This window comes from Pseudomonas fluorescens group sp. PF-1 (assembly GCF_054481335.1).
Window position 1 is genome coordinate 1,431,917 of sequence record NZ_JBTMNG010000001.1, and the last position, 13,303, is coordinate 1,445,219.

At 57.7% G+C, this 13,303-nt stretch carries 14 protein-coding genes; 8 read left to right on the forward strand and 6 right to left on the reverse strand.

Features of this window, described 5'->3' with window-relative positions; genetic code table 11:
• Window positions 1–471 precede the first annotated feature (471 nt).
• From ACX3YD_RS06810 to arfB, 4 genes are all read left to right on the forward strand, one after another.
• On the forward strand, window positions 472–1,887 hold the full coding sequence (locus tag ACX3YD_RS06810; protein ID WP_103406383.1) for an amino acid permease: 1,416 nt from the start codon (window positions 472–474) through the stop codon (window positions 1,885–1,887).
• Window positions 1,888–2,111: 224 nt separating this feature from the next.
• Entirely contained in the window at window positions 2,112–2,612 is a 501-nt protein-coding gene (locus tag ACX3YD_RS06815; RefSeq protein ID WP_103406384.1) for an Hcp family type VI secretion system effector, read from the forward strand.
• A complete protein-coding gene (locus ACX3YD_RS06820) occupies window positions 2,605–3,291 on the forward strand; it encodes a DUF4225 domain-containing protein (protein ID WP_458959522.1) in 687 nt (228 codons plus the stop codon). Before ACX3YD_RS06815 ends, ACX3YD_RS06820 begins: the two co-directional genes overlap by 8 nt.
• Before the next feature lie 723 nt (window positions 3,292–4,014).
• On the forward strand, window positions 4,015–4,428 hold the full coding sequence (gene arfB / locus ACX3YD_RS06825) for an alternative ribosome rescue aminoacyl-tRNA hydrolase ArfB (protein WP_103406386.1): 414 nt from the start codon (window positions 4,015–4,017) through the stop codon (window positions 4,426–4,428).
• Here arfB and ACX3YD_RS06830 read toward each other — a convergent pair.
• From ACX3YD_RS06830 to phhA, 6 genes are all read right to left on the reverse strand, one after another.
• The gene (locus ACX3YD_RS06830) at window positions 4,425–5,624 is read right to left on the reverse strand and encodes an MFS transporter (protein ID WP_458959523.1); all 1,200 of its coding nucleotides are present in this window, start codon (window positions 5,622–5,624) and stop codon (window positions 4,425–4,427) included. The two genes, arfB and ACX3YD_RS06830, sit on opposite strands and share 4 nt — an antisense overlap.
• Before the next feature lie 103 nt (window positions 5,625–5,727).
• Window positions 5,728–5,964: a hypothetical protein gene (locus ACX3YD_RS06835; RefSeq protein WP_178083164.1), complete on the reverse strand. Its 237-nt coding sequence runs from the start codon at window positions 5,962–5,964 to the stop codon at window positions 5,728–5,730.
• 36 nt (window positions 5,965–6,000) lie between these two features.
• Window positions 6,001–6,132: a hypothetical protein gene (locus tag ACX3YD_RS06840; protein WP_458959524.1), complete on the reverse strand. Its 132-nt coding sequence runs from the start codon at window positions 6,130–6,132 to the stop codon at window positions 6,001–6,003.
• Window positions 6,133–6,342: 210 nt separating this feature from the next.
• Window positions 6,343–7,536 (reverse strand): amino acid aminotransferase, encoded by a 1,194-nt coding sequence (locus ACX3YD_RS06845; RefSeq protein WP_458959525.1) that lies wholly within the window; start codon window positions 7,534–7,536, stop codon window positions 6,343–6,345.
• Entirely contained in the window at window positions 7,536–7,892 is a 357-nt protein-coding gene (locus ACX3YD_RS06850) for a 4a-hydroxytetrahydrobiopterin dehydratase (RefSeq protein WP_017337151.1), read from the reverse strand. The genes ACX3YD_RS06845 and ACX3YD_RS06850 overlap by 1 nt, the downstream gene beginning before the upstream one ends.
• 103 nt (window positions 7,893–7,995) lie before the next feature.
• A complete protein-coding gene (gene phhA / locus ACX3YD_RS06855) occupies window positions 7,996–8,787 on the reverse strand; it encodes a phenylalanine 4-monooxygenase (protein ID WP_458959526.1) in 792 nt (263 codons plus the stop codon).
• 371 nt (window positions 8,788–9,158) lie between these two features.
• Here phhA and ACX3YD_RS06860 point away from each other — a divergent pair, with 371 nt between their 5' ends.
• The 4 genes from ACX3YD_RS06860 to flgH all read left to right on the forward strand — a co-directional run bounded on the left by ACX3YD_RS06860 (window position 9,159) and on the right by flgH (window position 13,266).
• Complete coding sequence (locus tag ACX3YD_RS06860) at window positions 9,159–10,718, forward strand: sigma-54-dependent transcriptional regulator (RefSeq protein ID WP_103406390.1); 1,560 nt, start codon at window positions 9,159–9,161, stop codon at window positions 10,716–10,718.
• A gap of 228 nt (window positions 10,719–10,946) precedes the next feature.
• Entirely contained in the window at window positions 10,947–11,687 is a 741-nt protein-coding gene (locus tag ACX3YD_RS06865) for a flagellar basal body rod protein FlgF (RefSeq protein ID WP_047532062.1), read from the forward strand.
• A 45-nt stretch (window positions 11,688–11,732) separates the two neighbouring features.
• Window positions 11,733–12,518, forward strand: a complete 786-nt coding sequence (gene flgG, locus ACX3YD_RS06870; protein WP_047532060.1) for a flagellar basal-body rod protein FlgG — start codon at window positions 11,733–11,735, stop codon at window positions 12,516–12,518.
• Between the two features lie 52 nt (window positions 12,519–12,570).
• A complete protein-coding gene (flgH, locus tag ACX3YD_RS06875; protein WP_449106071.1) occupies window positions 12,571–13,266 on the forward strand; it encodes a flagellar basal body L-ring protein FlgH in 696 nt (231 codons plus the stop codon).
• Window positions 13,267–13,303: the final 37 nt, after the last annotated feature.

A 13,303-nucleotide genomic window follows, 5' to 3' on the forward strand; every position in this document is an offset into this window, starting at 1 on the left:
TGTCGTGCAGGTGCATAACAAAAAGGAGGCGCAATGAACGCCGCAATCCGTTTTCACCTCTCTGCGTGGGGCAATTTTTCTGCTGCCCCCGTCAATGACCCGCAAAGGTCTGAGCTCTTTTTTACAGCCGCCCGAGCCATTCGGAGTGGACACAGGCAATCCCGGCAACCGACACGCTGACTCAGCGGTGTCTGGCGGCAGGGGGTTAGCGGTGTACAATGCGCCGCGTTTTACCTGTGACCTCCTGCGCATCTGCGCAAACCTCGAGGCTATCCGCCTTGTTCACTCCGCCGCGTCACGAGCGTGTCGGGTTCGATTTCGTCACAGATAAAAACAAACAGGTGACGCATGACCGTTGTAAATACGCTGAACTCCTGGTGCCTGCGCTGGGGTTTGATCGGTGCCGCTTAACGCCTTTGCTGAGCAGCAACGTCTACTGAACATCATCAAACCTTGCGTGAGACCCTTTTCATGAGTGGACAAAACTCGCATTCAGGCGAGCTGAAACGCGGCCTGAAAAATCGCCACATTCAACTGATTGCCCTCGGTGGCGCGATTGGTACCGGTTTGTTCCTCGGCTCGGCCGGGGTACTGAAATCCGCCGGCCCGTCGATGATCCTCGGCTATGCCATTTGCGGCTTCATTGCCTTCATGATCATGCGCCAACTGGGCGAAATGATCGTTGAAGAGCCGGTGGCCGGTTCCTTCAGTCACTTCGCACACAAGTACTGGGGCGGTTTCGCCGGCTTCCTGTCGGGCTGGAACTGCTGGATCCTGTACATTCTGGTGGGCATGTCGGAGCTGACCGCCGTCGGCAAATACATTCACTACTGGGCGCCGCACATCCCGAGCTGGGTCACGGCTGCTGGCTTCTTCGTGCTGATCAACCTGATCAACCTGGCCAACGTCAAAGTCTTTGGCGAGGCCGAGTTCTGGTTCGCGATCATCAAGGTCGTGGCGATCGTCGGCATGATTGGCCTGGGCAGCTACCTGCTGGTCAGCGGTCACGGCGGCCCGCAAGCCTCGGTGAGCAACCTGTGGTCCCACGGCGGCTTCTTCCCGAACGGCGTCAGCGGTCTGGTGATGGCCATGGCGATCATCATGTTCTCCTTCGGTGGCCTGGAAATGCTCGGCTTCACCGCAGCCGAAGCCGACAAGCCGAAAACCGTGATCCCCAAAGCCATCAACCAGGTGATCTACCGCATCCTGATTTTCTACATCGGTGCGCTGGTTATCCTGCTGTCGCTGACCCCGTGGGACAGCCTGCTGCAGACCCTGAACGCATCCGGCGACTCCTACAGCGGCAGTCCTTTCGTCCAGGTGTTCTCGATGCTGGGTAGCAACACCGCCGCGCACATCCTCAACTTCGTGGTTCTGACGGCGGCGTTGTCGGTGTACAACAGCGGCACCTACTGCAACAGCCGCATGTTGCTGGGCATGGCTGAGCAGGGCGACGCGCCGAAAGCGCTGGCGAAGATCGACAAGCGCGGTGTGCCGGTGCGTTCGATCCTGGCCTCGGCTGCCGTGACGCTGATCGCGGTGCTGCTGAACTACCTGATCCCGCAAAACGCGCTGGAACTGCTGATGTCACTGGTGGTGGCTACCCTGGTGATCAACTGGGCGATGATCAGCTTCTCGCACTTCAAGTTCCGCCAGCACATGAACAAGACCCGCCAGACGCCGCTGTTCAAGGCCCTGTGGTACCCGTACGGGAACTACATCTGCCTGGCGTTCGTGGTGTTCATTCTCGGCGTGATGCTGTTGATTCCGGGGATCCAGATCTCGGTGTATGCGATTCCGGTCTGGATCGTGTTCATGTGGGTCTGCTACGGCATCAAGAACAAGCGCAGTGCGCGACAGGCGCTGCAGGCTGCCAGCGCGAAGTAAGCGTGGAACGCAGAAACAACAAACCCGGCCATGTGCCGGGTTTTTGTTCTTGATGTTCTGATTTCACGATTGCGATGAAGTCTGGTTCCTACAAAGTCGAGTATCGTTTACTACAGTCATTTCGGAACTTTTAATAAAACGGATTAATTCGGAACGGGCCTACAGCCTGCCTGCTCCTGTTTGCCCTAGACTCGGGCGCTCCAATTAAACAAGGAGTGCTGATTGTGGCGAGTCAAAGTTACATGAGTATCACCGGTAAACGACAAGGCTTGATTTCAGCGGGTTGTTCAGGCCAAAGCTCTATCGGCAACAAATGCCAACTCGGCCATCAGGATGAAATCACGGTGTTGGCTTACTCGCACGATATGCTCACGGGTAATGATGGCAGTGTCACAAGCGGTCGCGGCAAGCACATGCCGATCATGATTACCAAAGCCATCGACAAGTCATCGCCTCTGCTGGCGAGCGCGCTGCATACTGGTGAAGAACTGGACTGCATCATCAATTTATACCGAACCTCCTCGACCGGAGGTCAAGAGCGATATTATTCGATACACCTCACCGATGCGCGTATTGCGCATATCAGCCAGCAGGTTCCCCATGCCATTCGCATGAATGATGCCGAGCCGCAAGAGTTGGTGTCTATCCGATACAGGAATATTGCCTGGGCGCATGTTCCAGCGGCGACCAGTGCTTATAGCACCTGGATGAAAGAGGATGAATGAATCTTCCTGCGATATTCATGATGTAACCAGATCTGCTTCTGATCTGGTTGCAGCGGGGTGCGCCATTGGCATGGCGCATATTCCTGACGGTTTTGCACGGCTTCGATTTGGTTCGATGGTCGCCGCCTATGTTGATGAAGTGATTCAGGCGGTAGATGAGGGGGTTATTAGTGCGTGGCAGGGCGTGCAGGAAATAAGGGCCGAATATGAAGACTTGGCGTCAAAGGCGCGCTTTTATCTTCAAAATGGTGTTGGAGTTGTTGCGGGGGTGATGCAGGTTCGAACGGGGTTTACGATTATCGGAACTCCGGGAGGTCTCGGTGTGATTCCGGGCACCCTCATGGTTGGGCATGGAGCAAATAATATCTATGAAAGCTTCGGAAATATTTATCGTGGGCCGGGTGCTCCGAGCACGGTTGGGCCTGTTAGATCCGCCTATAGAGCTATGTCCAATGATGGCGATGGAGATATGGTGTATTACTCTGTGGATTTGTGGCTCTCGGCGTATGGTCTGTTTAGATATGTACAGAAACCAGGTACGGTGGAATTATTTAGGCGTGATCCGATTAACTATGAAGTGGCTTTTCGACAGGCCGGGAAATTGGCGTTGTCTCTTGAGGTGTTGGTTGATTTGTTAACGATAGATGCAATGTTTTCAAGAGATGTTGTCGAACATTAAATGGGGTGGGTGGTTTTTATATTATTCCGCGCATTCTAGGGATGTGGAATCGTAAACCCCAGAAAACGATAATTGTGTATGTTGCAATAGAAGCGATGTGTCGATGTTTTTCATTAAGGTCAAAGAGTTTTGTTATTCCTAATGCGATGAGGCCGGCAGGCAGAACGGAACAGGCAAAAACTAATAAAATTACTGATGTGTAATATCGAATATCTTCTAGATTCATTTCTGTGTTTTCTGTGTTTTCTGTGTTTTCTGTGTTTTCTGTGTTTTTGAGTTGGGGGTGTTAAGGGGTGCTGATTGTTTGGTGTGGGGTTATGTATGTCCTCGCATTCTAGGTATGTAAAAGCGCAGTCCAATTAAAACAAGTGCTGTATATGTTATAAAGTATGCGATTTTAAGATGTTCTTCATTGATGTGAATTGCTTTATTTATGCAGAATACAATGGCGAGTGTGGGTAATCCCGATGACCCTAAAACCAACAGAGTAACTGCAATATGGTATCGAATATTCTCAAGATTCATTATCTAAGTATTCAGCTTGGTGTGAAGCCTTAGATTAGTGTGGTCACTGGAAACAATGCAACGTCCCTTTTGTAAATCCGACAACGCTGTAGGAAAAGTCTGGCAGGGCTTTTTCGATCTCACTTGGACCTGTGATTGTCCCCTATTCAAAACGCTATCGCGGTATCCTGAACGCTCCCGACCCCGGACCCCTTTTCCATGCTGGTGATTTCCAACAACGTGCATATACCGGATGCCGAGATCGAGTTGACCGCCATCCGCGCCCAGGGCGCCGGTGGGCAGAACGTCAACAAGGTCTCCAGCGCGGTGCACCTGCGCTTCGACATTGCGGCCTCGTCCTTGCCCGAGTTCTACAAGGAGCGGCTGCTGGCGTTGCGCGACAGTCGTATCACCGGTGAAGGTGTGTTGATCATCAAGGCCCAGCAATACCGGACCCAGGAACAGAACCGGGCCGATGCGCTGGCGCGTTTGACCGAGCTGATCCTCAGCGCCACCAAGGTCGAAAAGAAACGCCGCCCGACCAAGCCGACCCTCGGTTCGAAGACTCGTCGGCTCGAATCCAAGAGCAAGCGCGGCAACATCAAGGCCGGGCGCGGCAAGGTTGACTTTTAGCTGGATTCTCGCGCTTCGCGCTGTTTCGGCGCCTGCCGGTACAAGTAGATGCTGAGCATCAAACCGGTTAAAGCGGCCAGGGCGGCGAACAGGAAGATAGAGGCAAAACCGAAGCCGGCCGCAATCGCGCCGGCCAGTGGTCCGGTGATCCCCAGCGACAAGTCGATGAACAGCGAATAAGCCCCGACCGCCGCGCCACGGCTGGACGCGGGCACGAGGTTGACCGCTTCGACCCCCAGCGCCGGAAACACCAGTGAGAAGCCAAAGCCACTGAGCGCCGCGCCCGCGAGCGCCCAGTGCGCGTCAGGTGCCAGCCACAGCAGCAACAGCCCCAGGACCTCCACCGACAGGCAGGCAATCGCCACGCGGAAGCCGCCGAGGCGGTTGATCAGGTTGCCGAACAACAGTCGTGCACCAATGAAGCTGGCACCAAACAGGCTCAGGCACAGCACCGCGTTGTCCCAGTGCCGGGTGGCGTAATACAGGGTGATAAACGTGGCGATGGTACCGAAACCGATGGAGCCCAAGGCCAGTCCGCAACCGTGGGGCAGCACCCGACCGAGTACATGCATGAACGGCAAGCGCTCACCGGTCACGATCGGCGCAGCGGTTTTCGGCCATGCCAGCAACAGGCCCAGGGCGGCCAGCAACACGATACTCACGCCCATGCTCCACAAGCCCATTTGATTGACAAGCAGCACCCCCAGCGGCGCGCCGACCGCCAGTGCGCCATAACTGGCGATGCCGTTCCAGGAGATGACCTTGGCGGTGTTCGCCGCGCCAACCCGGCCGATGCCCCAGCCAATCGAACCGGAGCCCACCAGGCTTTCCGCACTGCCGAGCACCAGGCGACCGACCAACAGGCTGATCAGACTCAATATCGGCAGGCTTTGGGTCCAGGCTGAAAGCAGCATGAATACGCCACTGAGCCCGCAACCGGCCAAGCCGTACATCACGGCCAATTTGCTGCCCTTGTTATCGATGATTTTCCCGGCGTACGGACGGCTGAGCAGGGTGGCAAGGTATTGCACGCTGATCACCAAACCGGCGATCACCGCGCCGAAGCCGAGGTCGCTGTGGACGTAGCCGGGCAATACGGCCAGGGGAATACCAATGTTCAGGTAGCCGATAAAGGTAAACAGGACGATGGAGACAACTTGCAGCGTGACCGCCAGGGGGCGCTGGTTTTCAGACATGGGTCAAAGGTCCACGGGATAGCAGATAGATAGGCTGCTTATGATAACGGCGTAGGCGGTCGTGGGTTGAGAAAAAGTAAAACTAATTGCCGAACGGGATTAATCAGGGCTTGGCGGGCGCCAACAGTTGCGTGGTGACCAGGGCGGCCAGCGCATTTTCTTCGCTGCCGAAGCGGGCCAGCAATGCGGCTTGTTTTTCAGAAGACAGACGAGTCCAGATCTCGATCATTTTCTCGGCGGTGCCGATCAGAACGCTGGCCTGCAGTGCTTCATCAAAAGGAGGAGTGACGTTGTCGGTCATGGTGCGGGACTCACGGTTCAGGCGGTGTGGAAAGCGCATGTTAGCGCTTTCCACACGGTCTGTACGGCGGGTGTTTCAGTCTTCGCTGTCAACCTTGCGGCTGCCAGTGGCTTCTTTCGGCTCGGGCTGTTGGGCGCCGGCTTGTTGCGTGGTCGTCTGCTCAGGTTCGTGCAGGCTTGGGAAGGGGAGATTAGGAATCTCGTGCATAGTCGCGCTCCTCGCTAAGTCTGTTGATAGATCTGGTAGATCCGCGCTTTTAAAAAAGCCTGGGCAGGATACAGCAGGGGAAATGACAAACAGACTTTTATATCCATTTGTTTCGACGAATGGGATTGTCTAGACAGGTCTGTTGTATTGACGCAGGCCCTTTGTAGGAGCGAGCCTGCTCGCTCCTACGGGGGGGACAGTGTTTGGGGGTTACTTGCAGACGTCAGCAATCGCCTGTGCCAGCAGATCCAGACGCGTCGCATCAATCCCCGCCACGTTGGCCCGACCGGAACTGACCATGTACACGCTGTGATGGTCGCGCAGGTTTTTCACCTGTTCAGGGGTCAAGCCGGTGTAGGAAAACATTCCGCGCTGCACACCAATGTGCGCAAAACGCTCGCGTAAACCGTGGGGTTCAAGGGCTTCCACCAGTCCGCTTCGCAGTTGGGCAATACGCAAGCGCATGGTTTCCACTTCGTCGGCCCACAAGCGCTTCAACTCTGGATCGCCGAGGATGGTTGCCACCACCGCAGCACCGTGATCCGGTGGCGTCGACCACAGGTTGCGGGCGATGTTGGCCAGTTGGCTGCGGATATCCACCAGCTTGTCGGCGGTTTTCGCGCAGACAATCAAAGCGCCGGTGCGGTCGCGATACAGGCCGAAGTTCTTCGAGCAGGAGCTGGTGATCAGCACTTCCGGCAACTCGGCGGCGAACAAACGGGTCGACCATGCGTCCTGTTCCAGCCCATCGCCGAAGCCCTGGTAGGCGAAATCGATCAGCGGCAGCAGTTCACGCCGACGCACCACTTCCAACACACGGCGCCAGTCGTCATGGGACAGATCGAAACCGGTCGGGTTGTGGCAGCAGGCGTGCAGCAGCACCACGTCACCCTTTGGCGCGTCATTGAGCACGGCGAGCATGGCATCGACGTCGAGACGATTGTCGCTGCCCACGTAGGGGTAATGACTGACCTTGACCTTGGCCGCCGCGAAAATGGTTTCGTGGATCGGCCAGGTCGGATTGCTCAACCAGATGCCACGGCCCGGCAGGCACTGGGCGATGAAGTCCGCACTCAGGCGCAACGCTCCGGTACCGCCCGGTGTCTGGGTGGCGCCGGCGCGATGTTCGCTGATCAGTTTTGAATCGGCGCCGAGCACCAGCTCACTGATGAGTTTGCCGAAGGCCGGTTCGCCATGACCGCCGATGTAGGTCTTGGTGGTCTGGCGATCGACCAGGCGCGCCTCGGCGAGTTTCACGGCCTGGGGAATCGAGGTCAGGCCCTGGGCGTCTTTGTAGACACCCACGCCGAGGTCGAATTTGCGCGGGTTGGGATCCTGCGCATAGGCCTCCATCAGGCCGAGGATCGGATCGCCGGGCACCCGGCCGATGGCGTCGAAATGCATTATTTTCGGCCCTCGGCGTCCTTGGCCACTTCGTCCGTGCGCGCGGCCATGATGAAGTCGTTACGGTGCAGGCCTTTGATCGAGTGGCTCCACCAGGTGACGGTGACTTTGCCCCACTCGGTCAGCAGGCCTGGGTGGTGACCTTCGGCCTCGGAGATTTCACCGACGGCGTTGGTGAACGCCAGGGCGTGCTTGAAGTTTTTGAACAGGAAGACTTTTTCCAGCTGCATGATGCTGTCGCGTACTTCGATGTTCCAGTCCGGGATCTGCTTGATCAGTACCGGCAGTTCTTCGTCGCTGACTTGCGGAGCATCGGCGCGGCAGGCTTCGCAGTGGGCTTGGTTCAATGTGGACATGGTGTGTTCCTGAAATCGAATGTTTGGAATTCGGCCGTCATGTCACCACGCTAAAGCAAAGCGTCGGTTCCGGACAGGCTCACTTGGTTCTAAAAGCTGCGGATCACGCGGCTTTTGGTTTTGGCGGAAATTTCGGTGCATGCAGGCCCATCTGCATCGCTTGCTTGACCATGCCCATGATGTCTTCGTGGGCGAGGTCGAACAGGCGCTTGAGATCTGGCAAGACGAAATACAGTGGCTGCAGGATGTCGATGCGGTAAGGCGTGCGCATGCACTCCAGCGGATCGAACGCCTGATGTTCAGGTTCGCCCGACAGGCAGTACACGGTCTCTTTCGGCGAAGACAGGATGCCGCCGCCGTAGATGCGCCGGCCTTGCGGAGTTTCCAGCAGGCCGAACTCGATGGTCATCCAGTACAGGCGCGCCAGGTACACGCGTTCTTCCTTGGAGGCCTGCAGGCCGAGTTTGCCGTAGATATGGGTAAATTCCGCGAACCAAGGGTTGGTCAGCAACGGACAGTGGCCGAAGATCTCGTGGAAAATGTCCGGCTCTTGCAGGTAATCCAGTTCTTCGCGGGTGCGAATAAAAGTGGCAACCGGAAACTGCTTGTTGGCGAGCAATTCAAAAAAGGTCTGGAAGGGGATCAGCGCCGGAACCCGGGCGACCTGCCAACCGGTGGTATCACCGAGCACCTTGTTGATTTCGCCCAGTTGCGGAATGCGGTCGTGGGGCAGACCGAGCTTTTCGATACCGTCCAGGTATTCCTGGCACGCACGCCCTTCGATCACTTTCAACTGGCGAGTGATCAGCGTGTTCCACACCGCGTGTTCTTCAGCCGTGTAGTCGATAAAACCTTGCGCATCGGGCTCGCGAGCCACGTATTGCGTCTGCTTCATGCTGCTCTCCTGCGAGGGGACTTCGTTCTTGTTATGTCCAGCTATGGACCTAGAAATAACCCATGAATTGCAGTGGTGCAGCAGGCGTTCAGCGGCGAATGTAGGAAAAATCCGCAATTATCGTAAAGTTTTCGTTACGTATTGGCCGGCGTCGCGCAGTTATTGAGATTTGCCGGTTTGAAAAGCGCTCTGGGTGTCACATAATCTTGACGACTATCTAGGCGCCTAATCAGAAAAATCGGGCGCTATCCCTGTGGGAGCCAGCCTGCTGGCGATAGCGGTGCGTCATTTGACATCAAAATCGCCTGTTGCGACGCCATCGCCAGCAGGCTGGCTCCCACAGGTCAATCATCGTTTATCAGGCCTTTTATATGCGTATCAAAGTCCACTGCCAGAACCGCATTGGCATCCTGCGCGACATTCTCAACTTGCTGGTGGGGTACGGGATTAACGTCGCTCGTGGGGAAGTGGGCGGTGAGCATGGCAACGCCATCTACCTGCATTGCCCGAACCTGATCAACATTCAGTTCCAGGCGTTGCGTCCGAAATTCGAGGCCATCGCCGGGGTTTTTGGCGTCAAGCGCGTAGGGCTGATGCCCAGCGAGCGTCGGCACATGGAGCTCAATGCCTTGCTCGGCGCCCTGGAGTTTCCGGTGCTCTCGATCGACATGGGCGGCTCCATCGTGGCGGCCAACCGCGCAGCTGCGCAATTGCTCGGGGTGCGCGTCGATGAGGTGCCGGGGATACCGCTGTCGCGTTACGCCGAAGATTTCGACTTGCCAGAGCTGGTGCGCGCCAACAAATCGCGGATCAATGGGCTGCGGGTCAAGGTCAAGGGCGACGTGTTTCTGGCTGACATCGCGCCGCTGCAATCGGAGCATGACGACAGCGAAGCCATGGCCGGTGCGGTATTGACGCTGCATCGCGCCGACCGGGTGGGTGAGCGTATTTATAACGTGCGCAAGCAGGAGCTGCGCGGCTTCGACAGCATCTTTCAAAGCTCGAAAGTGATGGCGGCGGTGGTGCGTGAGGCGCGGCGCATGGCGCCACTGGACGCACCGCTATTGATAGAGGGCGAAACCGGTACCGGTAAAGAATTGCTGGCACGCGCCTGCCATCTGGCCAGTCCTCGTGGTCAGTCACCGTTGATGGCACTCAACTGCGCCGGTCTGCCGGAGTCCATGGCCGAGACTGAATTGTTCGGCTACGGCCCCGGCGCTTTCGAAGGTGCGCGGGCTGAAGGCAAGCTCGGCCTGCTGGAGCTGACGGCGGGCGGTACGCTGTTTCTCGATGGCGTTGGGGAAATGAGCCCGCGTTTGCAGGTGAAACTTCTGCGCTTCCTGCAGGACGGTTGCTTCCGTCGTGTAGGCAGTGATGAAGAGGTTTATCTCGATGTGCGAGTGATTTGTGCGACCCAGGTCGATTTGTCCGAGTTGTGCGCCCGCGGAGAGTTTCGTCAGGACCTGTATCACCGCTTGAACGTGTTGTCGCTGCACATCCCGCCGCTGCGCGAATGCCTCGACGGTTTGGCGCCGCTGGTGGAACACTTCCTCGATCAAGCCAGTCGACAGATCGGTTGCCCGTTGCCAAAACTCGCGCCGGCGGCCATGGAACGACTCAGTCATTACCATTGGCCGGGCAACGTTCGGCAGTTGGAAAACGTGCTGTTTCAGGCGGTGTCGCTGTGTGAAGGCGGCACGGTCAAGGTCGAGCATATTCGCTTGCCTGATTACGGTGTGCGTCAGCCCCTTGGCGATTTTTCCCTCGAAGGTGGGCTGGATGAGATTGTCGGGCGTTTCGAAAAGGCAGTGCTGGAGCGGCTGTATTCCGAGCATCCGAGCAGTCGGCAATTGGGCAAGCGGTTGGGGGTTTCCCACACCACCATTGCCAATAAGTTGCGTGATTATCAGGTTGGCAAAGACAACGCCTGATCCTGTGGCGAGGGAGCTGGTGGTGGTCCTTGCAGGCCGGCCATTGCCACCCACCGGCATAACACCGCCGGTTTTTCGTCTCTGATACAAACCCTCCGCGCCTGCTCAATCCCCCAAGCCCTTTGTTTGCCGGGTCTTGCCGTGCCAGGGACAAGTTGGTCTGCAAATTGCTTGTGGCTCATCAGTACAGCAGTGGGCGGCAAACGTCCGGCAGGCAGAGGAAAGATTGTGGACAAGTACCTTTATGTGGCAATGACCGGCGCCAGCCAGAATGCCCTGGCGCAAAAGGCTCATGCCAACAACCTGGCGAACATCTCCACCAACGGCTTCCAGAAAGACCTGGAGCAGGCGCGTTCGATGCCGGTGTTCGGTGACAGCTTTCCGGCGCGTGCGTTTGCGATGTCCGAACGCCCGGCCACGGACTTTTCACCGGGTGCCCTGGTGGAAACCGGTCGCGACCTCGATGTCGCCGTGCAAGGCAACGGCTGGCTGGCCGTGCAGAACCCTGATGGCGGTGAAAGCTATGTGCGCACCGGCAGTCTGGTGGTTGACGCCCTGGGCGTATTGCGGGCCGGCAACGGCATGCCGGTGATCGGCAATGGCGGGCCGATTGCCGTGCCGCCAGAGCAGCAGATCGAAGTGGGCGAAGACGGCACCATCAGCATTCGCGCGATGGGTGAAGGCCCTCGCGTGATGGCCGAAGTCGACCGCATCAAGCTGGTCAATCCGGACATCAAGAACATGACCAAAGGCCTGGACGGTTCGATCCACACCAAGGACGGTCAGCCGGCGCAAGCCGATGCCAACGTCAAGCTGGTGTCCGGGTTCCTCGAGTCGAGCAACGTCAACGCCGTGGAAGAGATGACCTCGGTGCTGGCCTTGTCCAAGCAATTCGAGCTGCACATCAAGATGATGAATACCGCCAAAGACGACGACCAGGCCATGGCTCGGGTCTTGCAGATCAGCTAACTATCAGAACGTCGCGCCGTAAAACAGGCGCACGAGGAGAATCGAATGCTTCCGGCTCTATGGGTTGCCAAAACCGGTCTGTCCGCCCAGGACACCAACCTGACCACCATCTCCAACAACCTGGCCAACGTGTCGACCACGGGTTTCAAACGTGACCGCGCCGAGTTCCAGGATCTGCTCTATCAGATCAAGCGTCAGCCAGGCGCCCAGTCGACCCAGGACAGCGAACTGCCGTCGGGCCTGCAACTGGGTACCGGTGTGCGCATTGTCGGCACCCAGAAGAACTTCACCGCCGGCAGCCTGCAAACCACCGAGCAGCCGCTGGACATGGCCATCGATGGTCGCGGTTTCTTCCAGATTCTGCAGCCTGACGGCACAACGTCCTACACCCGTGACGGTACCTTCCACCTGGACTCCAATGGCCAGATCGTCAACGCCAGCGGGTTTGCCCTGGAGCCGGCCATCGTCATTCCGAACGATGCCCAGACCTTCACGGTCGGTCGCGATGGCACCGTGTCCATCACCGTTGCCGGCAACCCGGCTGCCCAGGTGATCGGCAACCTGCAAACCGCCGACTTCATCAACCCGGCCGGCCTGCAGGCCGTGGGTAACAACCTGTTCCTGGAAACCGCCGCCAGTGGTGCGCCGCAAGTCGGTACGCCAGGCCTGGCCGGTTTCGGCACCACGCTGCAGAACACGCTGGAAACGTCTAACGTCAGCACCGTTGAAGAGATGGTCAACATGATCACCACTCAGCGCGCCTACGAGATGAACTCCAAGGTGATCTCCACCGCCGACCAGATGCTCTCGTTCGTAACGCAGAATCTGTAATCAAGTCTATGAGGCGGCCATGAGGCCGCCTGCAACACCGTGAGGTAGGGTCATGAATCGCTTCGTTTCCGTTCTGGCATTGACTGGAGTCACCGTGCTCGCGGGCTGTGTGCCGTCGACACCCAAGCCCAATGATCCCTACTACGCCCCGGTGTTGCCGCGTACGCCGCTGCCGGCTGCCGCGAACAACGGCTCGATCTACCAGGCCGGTTTCGAACAGAACCTCTACAGCGACCGTAAGGCGTTTCGGGTTGGTGACATCATCACCATCACCCTGAACGAGAAGACCCAGGCCAGCAAGAACGCCAACTCGCAGGTGGCCAAGAACAGCAAGACCGGCATCGGCCTGACGTCGCTGTTCGGTTCTACGCCCAACACCAACAACCCGTTTGGTAGCGGCGACCTGAGCCTGAGCGCCAGTTACGAAGGCGACCGCGCGACCAAGGGCGACAGCAAGGCAGCCCAGGGCAATACCCTGACCGGCTCGATCACCGTGACCGTCGCCGACGTGTTGCCCAATGGCATCATTGCCGTGCGAGGCGAGAAGTGGATGACCCTCAACACCGGGGATGAGCTGGTGCGGATCGCAGGGCTCGTGCGTGCCGATGACATCGCGACCGACAACACTGTTTCGTCGACTCGCGTCGCCGATGCGCGCATCACCTATTCGGGCACCGGTTCGTTTGCCGATGCGAGTCAGCCAGGCTGGTTCGACCGTTTCTTCCTCAGCCCGCTGTTCCCTTTCTAGGTGGCTTTTTTGGTGAGCAAGTTGAACTTCAAGCACC

Excerpts from the sequence above, each read along its gene's own strand:
- ACX3YD_RS06810 (WP_103406383.1), top strand. The coding sequence starts at position 472 with ATGAGTGGACAAAACTCGCATTCAGGCGAGCTGAAACGCGGCCTGAAA.
- ACX3YD_RS06820 (WP_458959522.1), top strand. The coding sequence starts at position 2,605 with ATGAATGAATCTTCCTGCGATATTCATGATGTAACCAGATCTGCTTCT.
- arfB (WP_103406386.1), top strand. The coding sequence starts at position 4,015 with ATGCTGGTGATTTCCAACAACGTGCATATACCGGATGCCGAGATCGAG.
- ACX3YD_RS06830 (WP_458959523.1), bottom strand. The coding sequence starts at position 5,624 with ATGTCTGAAAACCAGCGCCCCCTGGCGGTCACGCTGCAAGTTGTCTCC.
- ACX3YD_RS06835 (WP_178083164.1), bottom strand. The coding sequence starts at position 5,964 with ATGCGCTTTCCACACCGCCTGAACCGTGAGTCCCGCACCATGACCGAC.
- ACX3YD_RS06840 (WP_458959524.1), bottom strand. The coding sequence starts at position 6,132 with ATGCACGAGATTCCTAATCTCCCCTTCCCAAGCCTGCACGAACCTGAG.
- ACX3YD_RS06845 (WP_458959525.1), bottom strand. The coding sequence starts at position 7,536 with ATGCATTTCGACGCCATCGGCCGGGTGCCCGGCGATCCGATCCTCGGC.
- ACX3YD_RS06850 (WP_017337151.1), bottom strand. The coding sequence starts at position 7,892 with ATGTCCACATTGAACCAAGCCCACTGCGAAGCCTGCCGCGCCGATGCT.
- phhA (WP_458959526.1), bottom strand. The coding sequence starts at position 8,787 with ATGAAGCAGACGCAATACGTGGCTCGCGAGCCCGATGCGCAAGGTTTT.
- ACX3YD_RS06860 (WP_103406390.1), top strand. The coding sequence starts at position 9,159 with ATGCGTATCAAAGTCCACTGCCAGAACCGCATTGGCATCCTGCGCGAC.
- flgG (WP_047532060.1), top strand. The coding sequence starts at position 11,733 with ATGCTTCCGGCTCTATGGGTTGCCAAAACCGGTCTGTCCGCCCAGGAC.
- flgH (WP_449106071.1), top strand. The coding sequence starts at position 12,571 with ATGAATCGCTTCGTTTCCGTTCTGGCATTGACTGGAGTCACCGTGCTC.